Origin of the sequence: Streptomyces sp. NPDC001787 (assembly GCF_040297465.1) — a bacterium.
In the GTDB taxonomy this organism is placed as follows: Bacteria; Actinomycetota; Actinomycetes; order Streptomycetales; family Streptomycetaceae; genus Streptomyces.
On the sequence record NZ_JBEOZE010000034.1, the window covers coordinates 37,004 to 54,655 of the forward strand.

17 protein-coding genes are annotated in these 17,652 nt (G+C 69.7%); 13 read left to right on the forward strand and 4 right to left on the reverse strand.

Annotated features, from left to right (window positions below; translation table 11 throughout):
* Positions 1-115 precede the first annotated feature (115 nt).
* The gene (locus ABT170_RS33295) at positions 116-1,561 is read right to left on the reverse strand and encodes an amidohydrolase family protein (protein WP_329941851.1); all 1,446 of its coding nucleotides are present in this window, start codon (positions 1,559-1,561) and stop codon (positions 116-118) included.
* A 480-nt stretch (positions 1,562-2,041) separates the two neighbouring features.
* Here ABT170_RS33295 and ABT170_RS33300 point away from each other — a divergent pair, with 480 nt between their 5' ends.
* From ABT170_RS33300 to ABT170_RS40720, 11 genes are all read left to right on the forward strand, one after another.
* Positions 2,042-3,010 (forward strand): LysR substrate-binding domain-containing protein, encoded by a 969-nt coding sequence (locus ABT170_RS33300; protein WP_351873650.1) that lies wholly within the window; start codon positions 2,042-2,044, stop codon positions 3,008-3,010.
* A 126-nt stretch (positions 3,011-3,136) separates the two neighbouring features.
* The gene (locus tag ABT170_RS33305) at positions 3,137-4,594 is read left to right on the forward strand and encodes a 2-hydroxymuconic semialdehyde dehydrogenase (RefSeq protein ID WP_351873653.1); all 1,458 of its coding nucleotides are present in this window, start codon (positions 3,137-3,139) and stop codon (positions 4,592-4,594) included.
* A gap of 7 nt (positions 4,595-4,601) precedes the next feature.
* Positions 4,602-5,414, forward strand: coding sequence for a 2-keto-4-pentenoate hydratase (locus ABT170_RS33310; protein WP_329941854.1), 813 nt, complete (start codon positions 4,602-4,604; stop codon positions 5,412-5,414).
* Between the two features lies 1 nt (position 5,415).
* Positions 5,416-6,210, forward strand: coding sequence for a 2-keto-4-pentenoate hydratase (locus ABT170_RS33315; protein ID WP_329941855.1), 795 nt, complete (start codon positions 5,416-5,418; stop codon positions 6,208-6,210).
* Positions 6,207-6,641, forward strand: a complete 435-nt coding sequence (locus tag ABT170_RS33320; protein ID WP_329941856.1) for a RidA family protein — start codon at positions 6,207-6,209, stop codon at positions 6,639-6,641. The genes ABT170_RS33315 and ABT170_RS33320 overlap by 4 nt, the downstream gene beginning before the upstream one ends.
* A gap of 18 nt (positions 6,642-6,659) precedes the next feature.
* Positions 6,660-7,241 (forward strand): 3-hydroxyanthranilate 3,4-dioxygenase, encoded by a 582-nt coding sequence (locus tag ABT170_RS33325; protein ID WP_351873658.1) that lies wholly within the window; start codon positions 6,660-6,662, stop codon positions 7,239-7,241.
* Positions 7,242-7,301: 60 nt separating this feature from the next.
* On the forward strand, positions 7,302-8,315 hold the full coding sequence (locus tag ABT170_RS33330) for an amidohydrolase family protein (RefSeq protein WP_351873661.1): 1,014 nt from the start codon (positions 7,302-7,304) through the stop codon (positions 8,313-8,315).
* Between the two features lie 82 nt (positions 8,316-8,397).
* The gene (locus ABT170_RS33335; protein WP_502970602.1) at positions 8,398-9,276 is read left to right on the forward strand and encodes an acetaldehyde dehydrogenase (acetylating); all 879 of its coding nucleotides are present in this window, start codon (positions 8,398-8,400) and stop codon (positions 9,274-9,276) included.
* Positions 9,273-10,292 (forward strand): 4-hydroxy-2-oxovalerate aldolase, encoded by a 1,020-nt coding sequence (dmpG, locus tag ABT170_RS33340; RefSeq protein ID WP_351873667.1) that lies wholly within the window; start codon positions 9,273-9,275, stop codon positions 10,290-10,292. The genes ABT170_RS33335 and dmpG overlap by 4 nt, the downstream gene beginning before the upstream one ends.
* Positions 10,293-10,863: 571 nt before the next feature.
* The gene (locus tag ABT170_RS33345) at positions 10,864-12,087 is read left to right on the forward strand and encodes an MFS transporter (protein WP_351873670.1); all 1,224 of its coding nucleotides are present in this window, start codon (positions 10,864-10,866) and stop codon (positions 12,085-12,087) included.
* A 77-nt stretch (positions 12,088-12,164) separates the two neighbouring features.
* Positions 12,165-12,395, forward strand: a complete 231-nt coding sequence (locus tag ABT170_RS40720; RefSeq protein ID WP_502970603.1) for a hypothetical protein — start codon at positions 12,165-12,167, stop codon at positions 12,393-12,395.
* Positions 12,396-12,470: 75 nt separating this feature from the next.
* Here ABT170_RS40720 and ABT170_RS33355 read toward each other — a convergent pair whose 3' ends face one another.
* The gene (locus ABT170_RS33355) at positions 12,471-13,274 is read right to left on the reverse strand and encodes an ABC transporter permease (RefSeq protein ID WP_351873673.1); all 804 of its coding nucleotides are present in this window, start codon (positions 13,272-13,274) and stop codon (positions 12,471-12,473) included.
* A complete protein-coding gene (locus ABT170_RS33360; RefSeq protein ID WP_329941863.1) occupies positions 13,271-14,233 on the reverse strand; it encodes an ATP-binding cassette domain-containing protein in 963 nt (320 codons plus the stop codon). The genes ABT170_RS33355 and ABT170_RS33360 overlap by 4 nt, the downstream gene beginning before the upstream one ends.
* A gap of 217 nt (positions 14,234-14,450) precedes the next feature.
* Between ABT170_RS33360 and ABT170_RS33365 the strand changes: the two genes are divergently transcribed.
* Entirely contained in the window at positions 14,451-15,188 is a 738-nt protein-coding gene (locus ABT170_RS33365; protein WP_351873676.1) for a GbsR/MarR family transcriptional regulator, read from the forward strand.
* A gap of 552 nt (positions 15,189-15,740) precedes the next feature.
* Entirely contained in the window at positions 15,741-16,307 is a 567-nt protein-coding gene (locus ABT170_RS33370) for a dihydrofolate reductase family protein (RefSeq protein WP_329941865.1), read from the forward strand.
* Positions 16,308-16,434: 127 nt separating this feature from the next.
* On the opposite strand, the gene ABT170_RS33375 is transcribed toward ABT170_RS33370, so the two are convergent.
* A complete protein-coding gene (locus tag ABT170_RS33375; protein WP_351873679.1) occupies positions 16,435-17,394 on the reverse strand; it encodes a DUF4344 domain-containing metallopeptidase in 960 nt (319 codons plus the stop codon).
* Positions 17,395-17,652: the final 258 nt, after the last annotated feature.

Consider the following 17,652-nt stretch of genomic DNA (forward strand, 5'->3'; position numbering starts at 1 on the left):
GTACCGGTCCGGTCGCCGCGACCGCGGTCAACCGCCGCACGCCGCCGTCGAGGCTGTGCCGGCCGGCGGGCCGAACACTGGAAGCAAGCGGGAGGGCCGGGCCCTCCCGCTCTCGTCACTTCCCGTACGCCTGCGAGAAGTTCACCGAGGCCAGCCGCTCGGCCTGGGTGAACCAGCCGTAGATGTCCTGCGTCGAGAGGCCGGGGAGCGAGGCCGCCGCCGTCTGCAGGTGGTCGAGCGCGGATTCGGCCCGCCGCCGCACCGCGGCCAGGTCCTGACCTACCAGCTTGCCGTGGCGCTTGCGGGCCACGCCGTCGACCAGAACCGTGTCCACGTCGGCCGCCGCCGACTGGAGGACCACCGATCCCGCCGGGTAGCTGGAGCGTACGAGGTCCATGCGCGGCCGGACGACGATGACGTCGCCCCGCTTGCCCGGAGTGAGCGAGCCGACCTGGTCGCCGAGGCCGATCGCGGCGGCGCTGTTGCGTGTGGCCCAGGTCAGCGCGTCCCTCACGGACAGGCCGACGGTGGCGGGCATCCGGCCGGAGCGGTGGACCGGATCGTGATCGAGGCAACGCTGGAACTGCAGTCCCAGCCGCATCTGTGAGAACAGGTCGCCGGAGCCGACGCACACGATGTCCGTGGAGATCCCCGGCGCGAGCCCATGGGCCAGGGCGGCGCGGAACGGGGGGTACCCCATGCCCATCTGCATCTCGGTCTCCGGGGCGATGGTCACCTTGCCACCGGTGTCGGCGAGCAGCCTCCACTCCTCGTCGTTGAGCGCGGGACAGTGGATGTGCAGGTGCTCGGGCAGCAGCAGATCACGGTCGTTGAGTTCGCGCAGTCCGCGCAGCAGGATGGAACTGGTGGCGGCGCCCGTGTGGGAGGCCGCCTTGACACCCAGCTCGCGAGCCGTGCGTATCTCCCGCGCCGTGTCCTCGAACGGGACCGTGCCGAAGTCGCTGAAGAGCATGCCCATCCGCGACAGGTCGCTGTCCGAGGCGAAGTACTCCGAGCGCAGCGCCGCGGCGTCCCCCAGACGCTGTTCGTGCCCGGTGAAGGAGGCCGGCCGGAAGTCGTAGACCTGCATGCCGTACGCGTACACGGAGCGGATGCCGGACGCGCGCAGCGCCTCGACGCCGGCCCGGGCGTGGTCGGGGGAGTTGACGCAGTCGCAGCAGTCGAAGATCGTCGTGACACCCGCGTCCAGAGCCTCCAGGGCGCCCACCATCGAGGCGGCCCCCAGGTCCTCGGCCCGGACCAGGGAGCCGATGCCGTAGAAGGTTCTGGCGAGGAATTCCATCAGGGACTGGTCGGCGGAGATGGCGCGCAGCAGCGCCATCCAGGTGTGGCGGTGGCTGTCCACCATGCCGGGCAGGATGAATCCGCCCTGCGCGTCGATCACTTCGGCGTCCACGCCGGTGAAGTCGTCGGCGCCGCGGCCGATCGCCGTGATGCGGCCGTTCTCGATCAGGACGCCGCCTTCGGGCAGTTCGCCGTACTCGTCGTCCATGGTGATGACATGGCCGCCGGTGACCAGGGTGCGCTGTGTACCGCTCATGGGGTCGCCTCTCCTTCGGGGTCGAACAGTCGGAATCGGTGCGGGGGATGGGTCAGTGGGGTGCGCACGCCCGGGCGTAGTGCACGGTGGCCCGGCGTTCGGCTCGGTGGACCAGCCGTGCGGGGTCTCCCGCGAGCACGTGGGGAGGGTCGCGGCGGTCCGCTCGATGCGGCGACCTGTGCGTCCAGGTGGTCGGAAGGCCTCGGGTGCGTGGCCGATGGCCGCGATCCGGCCGCCTTCGGCCAGGAGCGAGCCCGCCGGCGGTTCACCCGGTTCGTCGTCCATGGTCATCATCCGGCCGCCGCTGACAACGGTCCGCGGTGCGCTCATGGGATCCTCTCGGTCGCTCGGATCGGGCCCTGGGTGGCGATGCTGCCGATGCGACGTGGATCACGCCAATACCTCTTCCCCCCTGGGGTATGCCTGAACGGTCATGGAACCCTTCCCCCGGGGAGCCGCGCGGCTATATGGTCGGCGGCCATGGACATTCCACGCCTTCTGGACGGGCGCCTCAAGCTGCGCCATCTCATCCTGGTCGACGCCCTGAGCGAGCAGGGCAGCGTTGTCGGTGCGGCCGCCTCCCTGCACGTCACGCAACCGGTGGTGACCCGGGGACTGCACGACTTGGAGGCCGTCCTCGGCGTGTCCCTGTACGACCGGGGTCCGCGCGGTATCACCCCGACCGTGTTCGGGGACGCCTTCACCGATCACGCCCGTGCCGTTCTGGCCCAGCTCACCCAGGCTGCCCGGCACGTCGCCGAGATCGCCGACGCCGACCGCGGCACCGTCGTCGTCGGCACTCACCTCGCCGGCTCCAACCTGCTGCTGCCGCGCGCCATCGCCGCCCTCAAGGGGCGGCATCCGCTGCTGTCCGTGATCGTGCGGGAGGCGACGCCGGAAGTGCTCCTGGTCGACCTGGAGGCCGGGCGCCTGGATGTGATCGTCGGCCGCCTCACCGCACCCGCGGACGACGCGACCGTCCGGCACGCGCTCTACGAGGAGTCCGTACGCGTCGTGGTCGGCGCCCACCACCCGGCTGTCGGGGAAGCCGGGCTCACCCTGCCCGACCTGCTGGCCCATCCGTGGATCCTGCCGGGTACGGAGACCGTCCTGCGCCGCGAACTGGAGGAGTTCTTCGTACGGGCCAAGCTGCCCCTGCCGGAGAACCGTGTCGAGTGCACATCCTTCCTCACCGTGCGTCAACTCCTCATCGAGACCGATGTGGTCGCCGTCCTGCCGGGCCTGATCGGCGCGGACGACCCACGGCTGACCCCGCTGCCCATCTCGCTGGATCCGATCGGTCACAGCGTCGGCATCACCCTGCCCCGCAACCGGCCCCTCAGCCCCTCCACCCGCGCTCTGCTCGGCACGCTGCGCGCCGCTGCGGCCGGGCTCAAGGCGGACGGTGCCCACCATGCCGAGGGCACCGAACCCCTCGCCCAGGCATAGCCATTCGGCTATACCGAACGCGGCAAAGAGCATTAGACAGGCATATCTCGCCCGCACCATGCTCCTGATCAGGAAAGGGCACCGGAACAGGAACGGGAAGCCGACCTGAGGGCGAGGGGCGAACAGATGAAGACGGCGCGGCACTATGTGGGCGGGGCCTTCGGCCCCGCCCCGTCCGACGGCACCGCGATCCGGACGTTCCCACTGGTCGACCCGGTCGACGGGACGGTCGTCGGCGAGGTACCGGAAGCGGGACACGAGACCGTGGACGCGGCCGTCGCAGCGGCGCGCGGCGCGCTGGACGGACCCTGGGGAAACACCGGTCCCGAAGAGCGCGCCGCCGCACTGCGCCGCATCGCCGACGGCATAGAGGCCCGCTTCGACGAGTTCGCCGACGCCGAGGCGGGCGACACCGGCAAACCGCGCGGACTCGCCGCCACCGTCGACATCCCCCGCGCGATCGGTAACTTCCGCGCCTACGCGGAACTCCTCCACGGCCGGCCCGAAACCTCCTACACCACCGCCGTCCCCGGCTGGAGCACAGGTACCGGCAAGGCGCTCAACTACACGGTCCGCCGCCCCCTCGGCGTCGTGGCAGTCGTCTCGCCCTGGAACCTCCCGCTTCTCCTGCTCACGTGGAAGGTCGCCCCGGCGCTCGCCGCGGGCAACGCCGTCGTCGCGAAGCCCTCCGAGGAGACCCCGTCCACGGCGACGCTCCTCGCCGAAGTGATCGACGCGGCCGGACTCCCCGCCGGGGCGTTCAACCTTGTGCACGGGCACGGTACCGGCGCGGCCGGTGAGTTCCTCACCTCCCACCCCGGCGTCGACGCCATCGCCTTCACCGGGGAGTCGGCCACCGGCGCGGCCATCATGCGCAAGGCCGCCGACCACCTCACGCCCGTATCCTTCGAGCTCGGCGGCAAGAATCCCGCACTCGTCTTCGCCGACTCCGACCTGGACGCGGCGGTCGACGGCACCGTCCGCTCCGCCTTCACCCACTCCGGGCAGATCTGCCTGTGCACCGAGCGGGTCTACGTCCAGCGGACCGTCTTCGACGAGTTCGTGGCACGGCTGGGCGAACGCGCCCGGGAGCTGACCGACTACGGGCCGATGATCTCCGCCGCGCACCGGGACAAGGTCCTCTCCTACTACCGGCTGGCCGTGGACGAAGGGGCGACCGTCGTCGCGGGCGGTGGCGTGCCGTCCTTCGGGGACCGGCGCGACAGGGGCTTCTACGTGGAGCCGACCGTCCTGACCGGACTCGACGGCCGGGCCCGCACGATGCGTGAGGAGGTCTTCGGGCCGATCTGCCACGTCGCCCCCTTCGACACCGAGGACGAGGCTGTGGCCCTGGCCAACGACAGCCGGTACGGACTCGCCGCGACCGTGTGGACCCGTGATCTCTCGCGCGCACACCGGGTCGCCCCGCGCATCGAAGCCGGCATCGTCTGGGTCAACTGCTGGAACCTTCGCGACCTACGCACTCCTTTCGGCGGCATCAAGGACTCCGGTATCGGCCGCGAGGGCGGCACCTATTCCCTCGACTTCTTCTCCGAGCCCGTCAACATCTGCGTCCAGGTCTGAGGAGCCCATGAAGCCCATCGCCACCCAAGACGACCGGGACACTCCGGTCGGCGCCGCCGCGGACCGGCTGCTGCGCGCCCACGCCGACAACACCCCCTGCGCCCCCGTCCGCGATCTCATCACGTCCGCCGAAGCCGCCTACGCCGTACAGAACCGGCTCACCGAGCGCTGGCTGGCCGACGGCCGGCGCCTCACCGGGCGCAAGATCGGACTGACATCACCGGCGGTTCAATCCCAACTCGGCGTATCCACACCCGATTTCGGCATGCTCTACGCGGACATGGCCGTGCCGGACGGCGCCGAGATCCCGCCCGGTGCCGTCCAGCAGGCCCGGGTCGAGGCCGAGGTCGCCCTCGTCCTGGACGCCGACCTCGACAAGGACCGGCACACGGTCGCCGATCTGCTGCGCGCCACCGCGTTCGCACTGCCCGCCATCGAAGTCTGCGGCAGCCGCATCCAGGACTGGGACATCACCCTCGCCGACACCGTCGCCGACAACGCCTCCAGCGGCCTGTACGTCCTGGGCAGCCGCCCCGTTCCGCTGGACCGGCTGGATCTGCGCCTGGCCGGCATGGTCATGGAGCGGCGCGGCGAGCCGGTCTCCACCGGGACCGGAGCCGCCTGCCTGGGACATCCGCTGAACGCCGCGCTCTGGCTCGCGGACACCCTCGCGGCTGTCGGCCGCCCCCTGCGGGCCGGCGACACCGTGCTGACCGGTGCGCTGGGACCCATGGTCCCGGCGGCCCCCGGCGACGTACTGGAAGCACGTATCGACGGTCTGGGCGACGTGCGCGTCGCCTTCGCCCCGGAGGAGGCCTGAGTTGAGCAACGACACCGAGACCCGCGGCGCGGCGCGAGCGGCCGAACTCGCCGAGATACTCGACCGTGCGGCCCTCGACGGCCGCACCGTCGACCGGCCCACCGATACCGGACCGCTCACCCTCGATGACGCCTACGCGATCCAACGCGCCGTCGTCGAGAGGCGGCGGGCCCGCGGGGAGAGGCCCACCGGCGTCAAGATGGGATTCACCAGCCGCGCCAAGATGGTGCAGATGGGCGTCGACGACGTCATCTGGGGGCTGCTCACCGACGCGATGCGCGTCGAGGACGGCGGGACGCTCGACCTCGACGGCCTCATCCACCCGCGTATCGAGCCCGAGATCGCGTTCCTGATCGGGCGCCCGCTCTCCGGCCGGGTCACCCCGGAAGAGGCGGCCCGCTGCCTCGCCGGGATCGCGGTGGCCCACGAGATCCTCGACTCCCGGTACGCGGGCTTCCGCTTCACCCTCCCCGATGTCGTCGCCGACAACGCCTCCGCATCCCACTACGCCTGCGGCCCCTGGCACCACCCCGACAGCCGCAGCCTCGGCAATGTCGGACTCACCGTGGAAATCGACGGCCGCGTCACCGCCACCGGCTCCTCCGCGGCCATCCTCGGCCACCCCCTGCGCTCCCTCGCCGCCGCCGCACGCCTCGCAGGCGAGGCCGGCATCGCCCTCGAACCGGGCCAGATCGTGCTCGCCGGAGCGGCCACGGCAGCCCTGCCCCTGCCACGCGGCGCCCACGTCCGGGTACAGGGCGCCGGCCTCGGCCAGGTCGAGGTGACCACCCGATGAACGAGCCCCGGAACAGCGCGGCCCTGCTCGTCGACGGCAAGGCCCGACCTCGCGGCCGCTTCCCGCACCTGCGGCGGGCCGGTGACTTCGTCTACGTCTCCGGCACCAGCTCACGCCTCCCCGACGGCACCTTCGTGGGCGCCGAAGCCGACGACATGGGAACCACCAGCCTCGACATCGTGGCGCAGACCCGCGCCGTCATCGAGAACATCCGCGACCTGCTGCACGCGGTCGGGGGCGACCTCTCCCACGTCGTCAACCTCACCACATACCTCGTGAACATGAACGACTTCGGTGGCTACAACGCCGTCCACGCCGAGTACTTCGACGAGAGCGGCCCCGCCCGCACCACCGTCGCCGTCCATCAACTCCCGCACCCGCACCTGCTGATCGAGATCTCCTGCGTCGCCCACATCCCCGTCACCGACTGACCCCGAGGAGCGCCCGGCATGCCCGCCCCTTCCCTTGCCAAGCTCGCGAACCGCCTGCCCTTCAACTTCGCCCAATGGATCGACGAGCACCAGGATCTGCTGAAGCCGCCCGTCGGCAACATCCAGATCTGGCAGGACGCCGATCTCATGGTCACCGTCGTCGGCGGCCCCAACCAGCGCACCGACTTCCACGACGACCCCATCGAGGAGTTCTTCCACCAACTCCGCGGCAACATGGTGCTGCGCGTCATGGAGGAGGAGGGCAAGCCGCCCACCGACCTCCAGATCAACGAGGGCGATGTCTTCCTCCTGCCCCCGCACGTGCGTCACTCGCCGCAGCGACCCGAGCCCGGTTCCCTCGGTCTCGTCGTCGAATTCGCCCGCCCCCAGGGACAACTGGACGGGGTGGAGTGGTACTGCACCCAGTGCCACCACCTCGTTCACCGCTCCGAGCTCCAGCTCGTGTCCATCGTGGACGACCTGCCGCCCGTCTTCGAGGCCTTCTACGGAGGCGACCGGACCTGCCCGTGGTGCGGCGCGGCACATCCCGGACGCCAGTGGCCCCAGGACATGCGCCCACAGACCCGGGCCCGTTCCTGACCGCACCGGCCACCGGTCCCGCCCCCTGCGGATTCCTGAACCCACCTCACGGAGTACGACTTGTCAGTCATCGACGTCCATGCGCACGTCTTTCCGCGCATATCGCAGACCGAGAGCCGCATCCTCAGCGGCGCCGGTGAACCCTGGCTGCGGGAACACGCCGACGGCACCGGCATGATGATGAGCGGGAGCGAGCCGTACCGCCCCGTCACCGCCGCACTGTGGGAGCCCGAGCTGCGTCTCACCGAGATGGACGCGCTCGGGGTCGACGTGCAGGCCATCTCCTCCACGCCCCTGATGTTCGGCTACTCGGCGGCGCCCGACCGCGCCGCCGAGTGGTGCGACCTCGTCAACGAACGCATCCTCGACTACTGCGCCACCGACCCCGCACGGCTGCTCCCGCTGTGCCAAGTGCCGCTCCAGGACACCGCCCTCGCCTGCGAGACCGTCTCCAAGGCTGCCGCCGCCGGGCACCGGGGCGTACACATCGGCAACCACATCGGCGAACGCAACCTCGATGACGCGGACGTCCTCGTCTTCCTGCGCCACTGCGCCGATGAGGGCATTCCCGTACTCGTCCACCCCTGGGACATGCTCGCCGGCGAGCGGATGCGGGGCCATATGCTGCCCTGGCTGGTCGGCATGCCCGCGGAGACCCAGCTCTCCATCCTCTCCCTCGCTCTGTCCGGTGGCTTCGAGGAACTGCCCGAGTCGCTGAAACTCTGCTTCTGCCACGGCGGCGGGAGTTTCGCCTTCCTCCTGGGCCGCGCGGACAACGCCTGGCACCAGCGCGACATCGTCCGCGCCCACTCACCCAGACCGCCCTCCGAGTACGTCCGCCGGTTCTCCGTCGACTCGGCCGTCTTCGACCCGCGGGCTCTGCGGCTGCTGGTCGAGGTGATGGGCGCGGACCGTGTGATGCTGGGCACCGACTTCCCCTTCCCGCTCGGCGAACAGCGGCCCGGCACCGTGGTCCGAGACTGCGCCGAACTGAACGAGGAACAGCAAGCCCTGATCCTCGGAGGGAACGCGGCGGCGTTCTTCGGCATCCCTGCCGGAGGCGACCGTGACTGACGGCGAGAACCCGAACAGCACCGCGGCAGGTGCGCGCATCCCCGTAGCCGTCATCGGCTCCGGCAACATCGGCACCGACCTCATGATCAAGATCCTGAGACTGTCCGACCGTCTCGAAATGGCCGCGATGGTCGGCATCGACCCCGCATCCGACGGTCTGGCCCGCGCCCGTCGGCTTGGGGTGACCACCACCCACGAGGGCGTCGAGGGACTGGTGAGGATGGAGTGCTTCTCCTCCGTCGCCATCGTCTTCGACGCCACCTCGGCGGGCGCGCACCGCCACAACGCCGCCGTCCTCGCGCCGTACGGAAAGCGCCTGATCGACCTGACTCCTGCCGCCACCGGCCCGTACGTCGTGCCGCCGGTCAACCTCGACGAGCACCTCGACGCGCCCGACCTGAACATGGTCACCTGCGGCGGCCAGGCCACCGTCCCGATCGTCGCCGCCGTCTCCCGGGTGACGCTCGTCCGCTACGCGGAGATCGTGGCGTCCATCGCCTCGAAGTCCGCGGGACCCGGAACCCGCGCCAACATCGACGAGTTCACCGAAACCACTTCGCGGGCGCTGGAGAAGGTCGGCGGGGCCGTGCGGGGCAAGGCGATCATCGTGCTCAACCCGGCCGAACCGCCGCTGATCATGCGCGACACGGTGTACTGCGTCATCGGCCACTGCGACGAGACCACGGCCGACGCCGTGCGCGCCTCGGTCAGCGGGATGGTCGACGAGGTCGCCGCGTACGTCCCGGGCTACCGGCTCAAACAGGAGGTGCAGATCCGGACGCTCCGCGCGGACGATCCCCTCGCCGAGCTCGCCGACGGCCACCCCGGAGGCACCGCCACCCTCGTATCCGTCTTCCTGGAGGTCGAGGGGGCCGCCCACTACCTCCCCTCCTACGCGGGCAACCTCGACATCATGACCTCCGCCGCACTGCGGGTCGCGGAAAGGCTGACCACCCGATGATCTCCACTCAGCTGCCCCACCTGTACGTGCAGGACGTGACGCTGCGCGACGGCATGCACGCCGTCCGGCACCAGTACACCCTCGACGACGTACGCGCCGTCGCCGCCGCCCTCGACGCGGCCGGGGTCGACGCCATCGAGGTCTCCCACGGCGACGGACTCGCCGGGTCCAGCGTCAACTACGGCGTCGGCGCCCACCGGGACGAGGAGTGGATTGCCGCCGCGGCCGAGGTCGTCACGCGCGCCCGGCTCACCACCCTTCTGCTGCCCGGAATCGGTACGGTCGCCGAACTGCGCCGTGCCCATGAACTCGGCGTGCGCTCCGTGCGCGTCGCCACCCACTGCACCGAGGCCGACATCTCCGCCCAGCACATCGAGGCCGCACGCGAGATGGGCATGGACGTCGCGGGATTCCTGATGATGTCCCACATGGCCGAGCCCGCCGAACTCGCCCGGCAGGCAGCCCTGATGGAGTCCTACGGAGCACATTGCGTCTACGTCACCGATTCGGGAGGCCGGCTCACCCTGGACGGCGTCCGCGACCGGGTGCGCGCCTACCGCGACGTGCTCGATGCCGACACGGAGATCGGCATTCACGCCCACCACAACCTCGGTCTCGGCGTCGCCAACTCCGTAGTCGCCGTGGAGAGCGGCGCCCGCCGTGTCGACGCCTCGCTGGCCGGACAGGGAGCGGGTGCCGGGAACTGTCCCCTGGAGGCGTTCGTCGCCGTCGCCGACCTGATGGGCTGGGAGCACGGCAGCGACGTCTTCGGACTGATGGACGCCGCCGACGACCTCGTTCGGCCGCTCCAGGACCGGCCCGTGCGCGTCGACCGCGAAACGCTGAGCCTCGGCTACGCGGGTGTGTACTCAAGCTTCCTGCGACATGCGGAGGACGCGGCCCGGCGATACGGTCTCGACACCCGGGCGATACTGCTCGAAGCCGGGAGCCGGGGCATGGTGGGCGGGCAGGAGGACATGATCGTGGACATCGCGCTGGACCTCGCCGGCCGTTGACCGCAGCCCCCGGCGTTTCACCGCCGCATCCCCCGGGGGTTTCACCGCCGCCTCGCTGACGACGGCGCCACCCCTCCCGGCGCCGCCCGCGCCCCGACCCCACCCCCGGCAACCGCACCTGAGCGGCGGGGTGTGGCACACCTTCGATTCCCGCTTCGCCGCCACCAACGGGCCACCACAGCTTCGGTACCGCCGGACTCGGCGGCGGCTGAAGGGCCACCAGCTCCGTGGTGACGGTACGAGGACACCACGCGGCCGGGCCGCGCGGTCGGCAGTGCCCTGCCGATCTCCGGCGCGCCGGGCGGAGCGGCCGAGGACCAGGAGCAGGCCGCCCCGGGCGGCGGCGTGGCCGGTCAGCAGGCGGAGTACGCCCGCGCCGGCGGCCGAGCTCACCAGCCTGCTCACCCCGGCGACAGCCACCGGTGAATGTGCGGTGCTGCCGTAGACGGTACGCATCCGCGTCCATACCGCCAACGGTCCGAAGACGGCGGGCCGTGGGCGGGACCGGGCCGGATGCTAGAATGTTCGCGTTGGCCTTCGGCGCCCCGATCGGTGCGCGGAGGCTTTTTTTATGCCTTCTGACACATCCACGTCCAGTACACCTACCACTACCGGCTACCGTGGGCTGCTCCGCAACCGTGAGTTCGCCGGGTTGCATGCCGGCTTCACACTGACGGTCGCCGCGAGCACCTTGTCGGGCTTCGCCCTCGGCACGCTGGTCAACCATCAGACCAAGTCCCCGTTTCTGACAGCCGTGAGCATGTATGGCGCCACGTTCGCGATGGTGCTCGGTGCGCTGACACTGATGTCGGTCGCGGACGGAAACAGGCCTCGCCGAACCCTCGTCGCGCTTCAGTGCGTCTCGCTCGTATGCACCGCCGCACAGGCGCTTCCGGAACTTCCGCTCGTTGCCCGGTTCGGCCTGCTCCTTGTGCTGGGGTTCTTCCAGTCCCTGGGAACCGGAACGCGGATGGGGCTGCTCGCCGAGGTGGTGCCGAACTCCACGTATGCCCTGGCACGTTCGCTGATGAACATCACCTCGGGCGGCATGGCCATCCTCGGCTTCGCCATTGGCGCCGTACTTCTGCGGTACCTGAGCCCGCAAGAGGTCTTCGTCGTCGCGACGGCCCTGACCGGAGCCGGATTGATCACGGTGGCGGCGACCGTCCGCGAACGATCGATCCGTCTGACCCGTCGCCCCGGACTGCGCCAGACCTGGACGACGAACGTCGCGCTCTTCTCCCATCCCGGCCAACGTTCTCTGCTGCTGAACCTGTGGGTCCCCAACGGCCTGATCGTCGGCTGCGAGGCCCTGTTCATCTCCTACGCACCCCATCACGCCGGCGTCTTCCTGGCCGCCGGATCGGCAGGCATGCTCCTCGGTGACCTGACGGTCGGGCGACTGCTCACCGCCGCGCAGAGACGCCGCTACGCATTCGCCCTGCGACTGCTGCTCGCCATCCCTTACCTGCTGTTCGCCATCCACCCGCCGATGCTGGTGGCGACATTCGCGGTATTCATCGCCGGTGCCGGGTTCGCAGCCACCCTGCCGCTCCAGGAGCAGCTCCTGGAGTTGACCCCCGATCCGGTCCGTGGCCAGGTCCAGGGAGTTGAGTCCGCCGGCCGGATGACGTGGCAGGGCATCGGAGCCGCGATCGCCGGCGGCGTTGCCCAGCACTTCACCGCCGGCACGGCCATCACTGCTGTGGCCGCGACCTCCATCGCCATCACTGTCCTTTCCCGGCCCTTCGTGGTCCGCGCTCGATCCGTCCGCGTCGAGAAGACCAACGCATAAGCCAGCCCGATTCGGTAGCCGATCACACGAACCTTCTACGACAGCGTGAGCGGCGGGCGCGGCCGGAGGCGCCCGCCGTGCTTCGCTACTCGTCGTCGGCGTCCGGCTGCCGGCTGCCGGAGAGGCCGGAGTCCGCCGGGCAGGCAGGGGAGCTGGAAGGAGTACCGGCCGGGCATGTTGATGTGGTGGCGGACGAATGCCTGGTCGAGTTCGGGCCGCTCAACCTCCAGCCCTGCACCGGCCGGCAGCGGGCCGAACGCGGCGGAGAGCACAAAGAACCCGGCCGCTACCCAGGCCCCACGGGGTGAGGCACCCGTTCGCCGCCTGCGATCTGGAATGCCGAGGAGTTCGTGCAGCTCACGTGGCTGACACGACGAAGGCACTCACTTGGTGGGCTCGCGATTGTAGAGCTTCTTGGCCCACCGGTAGCCGCCCAGGGCGATCAGGGCGCACCAACTGACGGTCAGGATTGCGCTGTTGTCGATCGGGGTGCCCATCAGCAGGCCGCGCAGGGTTTCGATGAACGGGGTGAACGGCTGGTAGTCGGCGAACCATTTCAGTCCGGCCGGCATCGAGTCGGTAGGGGCGAAACCACTGCCCATCATGGGCAGGATCATCAGCGGCGTCAGCATGTTGCTCGCGGTGGCGACGCTCTTGGCGACCATGGCCAGTGCGACCGACAGCCAGGTGAGCGCGAGGATGATCATTACGAGGACGCCGACCGCGCCGAGCCATTCGCCGAAGTCCGCGGTCGGCTCGAATCCCACCAGCAGTGCGACCCCGATGACGGCGGCGATGCTCAGCAGGGTCTGGATCAGGCTGCCCAGTACATGGCCGGTGAGCACCGAGACCCGGGCGATGGCCATGGTGCGGAACCGGGCGACGATGCCCTCGGTCATGTCGATGGCTACCGAGATCGCCGTGCCCTGGGCAGCGGTCGCCACAGTCATCAGGATGACGCCGGGGACGACGTAGTTCACGTAGGCGTCCCGGCCACCGGACGGCCCGCCGAGGCCGGTGCCGAGGATGCCGCCGAGAACGTAGACGAACAGCAGCAGGAAGACCACCGGAACCCCGGCGGCCGTCAGGATGAGCGTCGGGTAACGCAGCATGTGCCGCAACTGGCGGCGCAACATGGTCGCCGAGTCGGCAAAGGCGTGGGAAACGCTGATGGAAACGGTGCTCACCGGGCGGTCTCCTGTTCCGTGACCGGGTTGCCCGTCAGGGCGAAGAAGACGTCATCGAGATCGGGGGTGTGGAACCGCAGTTCGTCCACGGTGAGTGAGGCGTGGTCGAGCCGTTCCAGCAATGCGCGCAACGACCGGACATCGCCCTGGCTGGGGATCTGCAGGGTGCGTGCCTCATCGTCGCGGGACACCACGTCCAGCGTCCGGGCCGCGTGGTCGTAACCGCGGGGGTCGGAGAACCGCAGGGTGACATGGCCGCCGCCGACCTGCCGCTTGAGCTCCTCGGGAGAGCCCTCCGCCACCAGCTTTCCCCCGTGCAGCACCGCGATCCGGTCGGCGAGTTGGTCGGCCTCCTCCAGGTACTGAGTGGTGAGGAAGACGGTGACGCCCTCGTCTTTCACCAGCCTGCGGATGATCTCCCGCATGGTCCGCCTGCTGCGCGGGTCCAGCCCGGTGGTCGGCTCGTCGAGGAAGATCACCCGAGGCCGGCCGACCAGCGTCATCGCGAGGTCCAGACGGCGGCGCATCCCACCGGAGTACGTCACCGCAGGCTTCCGGGCCGCGTCGACCAGATCGAACCGCGCCAGCAGGTCCGCTGCGGACTGCCGCCGTTCCCGGCGGGGCAGGCGGTTCAGGCGGGCCATCAGCAGCAGGTTCTCCTCGCCGGTGAGGAAGCTGTCCACCGCGGAGAACTGGCCGGTGACGCCGATCGCGGCGCGCACCTCGTCCGGATCCCGGACCACATCGTGGCCGGCGACCCGTATCTCCCCCGCGTCGGCACGGATCAGCGTGGACAGGATCTGCACCACGGTGGTCTTGCCCGCACCGTTCGGGCCGAGCAACGCGAAGACGGACCCCACGGGGATGTCGAGATCGATGCCGTCGAGCACCACGTGGTCGCCGTATGCCTTGCGTACCGCAGTCGCCGCGACCGCGGATTGACCGAGATCGGTAGTCATGGGTTTCACTCCCGTTGGTGAGATCCGGCGCCACACAAACGCTTTTACAACCCGGCGAAAGTTACGTTGCATACACAAGGCCGTCAATCATATCCATGCGAAGCGACAACGTAATTGCAGGTCAACGGGGCAAAATCATTGCGTGACCCCTGCCGGCTAATGCAACGACGTTGCGTTGCATTAAGCTGGCCTCGACGCCGACAGCGGAGGACCCCCGATGCCTGGTGACAGACTCACCCTCCAGGACCGACAGCAGATCGCCGCCGGGCTGCGCGAGGAGCTGACCTATGCCGCCATCGGCCGCCGCATCGGGCGGCCGACCTCCACCGTCACCCGCGAAGTGATGCGCAACGGCGGGCCGCGCGGCTACCACGCCGAGGCGGCCAACCGGGCCGGCGCACGACACGGGCACCAGCGCAGGACCGCTGCGCCGACCCCGTCACCAGGACGGACCGACCCCGGCGGGCGCGATCCACGGCTCGTGGACGAGGTGGAAGCGCAGAGCATGGAACTGATGATTCGGGCCGGGCTCCCACAGATGATGGCCAGGGTGCTCTCCGCGCTGTTCACCACTGACAGCGGCAGCCTCACCTCCGCGGAACTCGTGCGACGCCTGCACGTCAGCCCCGCCTCCATCTCCAAGGCCATCGGCTACCTGGAGAACCAGGCACTCGTCAAACGCGAACGCGACCCCCACAGCCGCGCCGAACGCTACGCCATCGACGACGACGTAGCGTTCCAGTCCATCGTGGCCGGCGCGCGCAACCAAACCCGGGTCGCCGAGGCTTGCCGGATCGCAGCCCGGAAACTCGGCACCACCACCCCCGCCGGCGCCCGGCTGGAGAACACGAGCCAGTTCCTCCTCCACGTCATCGACGACCTGGTCCGCTCTGCCGAGCACTGGCACGAGGTCTACCCCACCCACCCTCGGAAGACGTCCGAATCCGACGACTGAAAGATGAGATCCGGGCTGTGGGGAGAGAGCCGTACCCCAGCGATTCATCGGATGCGCCCGCTCACACCCGACTGGGTGAGGGAGCACGACATCGGTGTCGGGGTGCACCCGCGATGGAGATCCGAATGCTGAAGCCCGTCGGGTGACAGGCGCATCGGACCTGGCCGTGCGGGTGCGGGGGACAGGGTGCGGCGTGAGGATCAGAAGTACGGGCAGGGGCCGGGTGCGCCCGGCCCCTGGGACCGGCTCTCCCCTCCGGCGCCTCCGGCCCGCTTCCCGACCCCGTGCGGGGCTCGCCGCTCGCGACATGTCGATCGTGCGTGACCTGGGCGTTCTTGGCCGTCTCGCCGTCCTGTCACCCATGATCCGTCTCACGTCCGTGGCATTTCCCCGCGAGGGTGAGGCCGCGATCGTGCGGCTTGTACGGGTCGGCCGAGTACGCCACGCTGAGTCCGAGCACGGGGGCGACCGGAGAGCCCGGATCGCGTACCGACGAGTCTCCCGTGACGCGCTCGTCCATACGCCGGACACCCACGAACGGAAGGCTGGGCCATGCGGAAGCTGATCTACGGCATGAACCTCACCCTGGACGGCTACATCGCCGCGCCCGGCGACGACATCGGCTGGAGCGGACCGCCGAGCGACGAGCTGTTCCAGTGGTGGCTCGACCACGAGCAGGCGAGCGGCCTGACGCTGTACGGACGCAAGCTGTGGGAGACGATGAGCTCCTACTGGCCGACCGGCGACCAGCAGCCCGACGCCACCCCGGCGGAGATGGAGTTCGCGCGGAACTGGCGGGACACGCCGAAGGTGGTGTTCTCCTCGACGATCGACGAGGTCGACTGGAACACCCGCCTGGTCAGCGGTGACGCGATCGCCGAGATCACCCGGCTCAAGGCCGAGGACGGCGGCCCGATGAGCATCGGCGGCGCAACTCTCGCCGGGGCGGCCATGCGCGCCGGGCTGATCGACGAGTACGCGATCGCCGCCCATCCGGTCCTGGTGGGCAGCGGCACGCCGTTCTTCACCGCGCTGGACAGCTGGGTGAACCTGAACCTGGTGGAGACGCGGACGTTTCCCGGCGGCGTGGTACTGACCAGATACGAGACGAGGCGCTGAGCAGCAGCACCCACGCGCCAGTCTCACGGTGGAAATGGCATGTCCATGGGGCAGGCGGGCTCCACCATGTGGTGGGCAGCGTGGTTGGCTGTGCTGAGGCCGGGCAGGGGCGTCGAGTGGTGGCGTGTCATTGCTTCATGTAGGGGTCCAGGAGTGTGCCCCAGGAACCGGCGATCTGGCTGAATTCCTGTGGGCACCGTTCGGCGCGTTCCTGTGGCAGGGCCCCGTCGGGGTTGTCGGGGGTTTCGACGAGGGACTGGTAGGCGTCCGGGTCGGAACCGTAGAGCCAGCATGCCCAGTTGTAGTAACGCTGCACACTCAGGGAGTGCTCGTCGGCGTAGTTGTCGATGGGTAGTCTGCCCTTGGTTTCGGCCTCTGCGAGGCCGCCCCAGGCGTTGATGGTGCTGATCGCGTAGTTGACGTGTGTCTTGTCGCCGGTGGTCAGGAGCAGGGTCGACAACTGGTCGACGGCATCCTCCTCCTTGCCCGTGATGGGCAGCTCGTACATGGCCACCAGGCCGTGCCCGAGCTCGTGGAGGAGCACACCGTTGGTGAGGCCGACGAGATCGCTGTCCACCTCGGCGGCGCGCTGTTCCGTGGTGCCGGTGGTGTCCTGCTTCTGATAGACGGGCTTCAGCGCCTCAAGGAACTCGTAGCAGTAGCTGATGTCCTTCGTCTCCGGGCTCCAGAAGGCGTTCGGCGTGCCGCAACTGCGGCCGCGCAGCGGAACGTCGTACGGCAGGGCGATGAGCTCGTCGACGTACTCGGCGACGCCCTCCAAGACCTTGTTCTCCTTGAGGAAGGCCTCGGTCTGCCGGTCAGCGGCAGTTTTGCCCTTCTCGTACGTGACGACGAGGTGGCCGCTGCCCTGGACGGCTGAGGACGAGACCGACGGCGAAGCGGACGCGGAAGCGGCCACCGGCCGTGCCTCGTCCGCCTGCTCCTGCGCTTGCCTCTGTGTCTTGGCCGGAGCGCCGTTTCCGGACGAGCAGCCGGTGCCGGCCGCAGTCAGCGCAGCGGCGGTGAGGGCCGCCGCCGCCCAGGTCCGTGCCTTTCTCCCGCAGATCATCCGGTTCAGCTGCGTCATCTGGGCACCTCGTCGATTTGTGCGGTCGTCGCCCCGTTCCCAGCGTGTGCACGGACGACGACCCGCCGCACGGCCACACCCATCAGGGCCGCAACGCCGTGCGGGCCTTCCACGCGCATGATCTCCGGCGTACTGCCGGTGGAACAGCCGGAACGCGCGGTAGGCCGGTGGAGTGAGCGGACCCCGGTACGGCGCAGACGGGTGAGTACGGCGGACGCCACGCCCACATACAGTCCCATGGCACGTCAGATGTGTCTG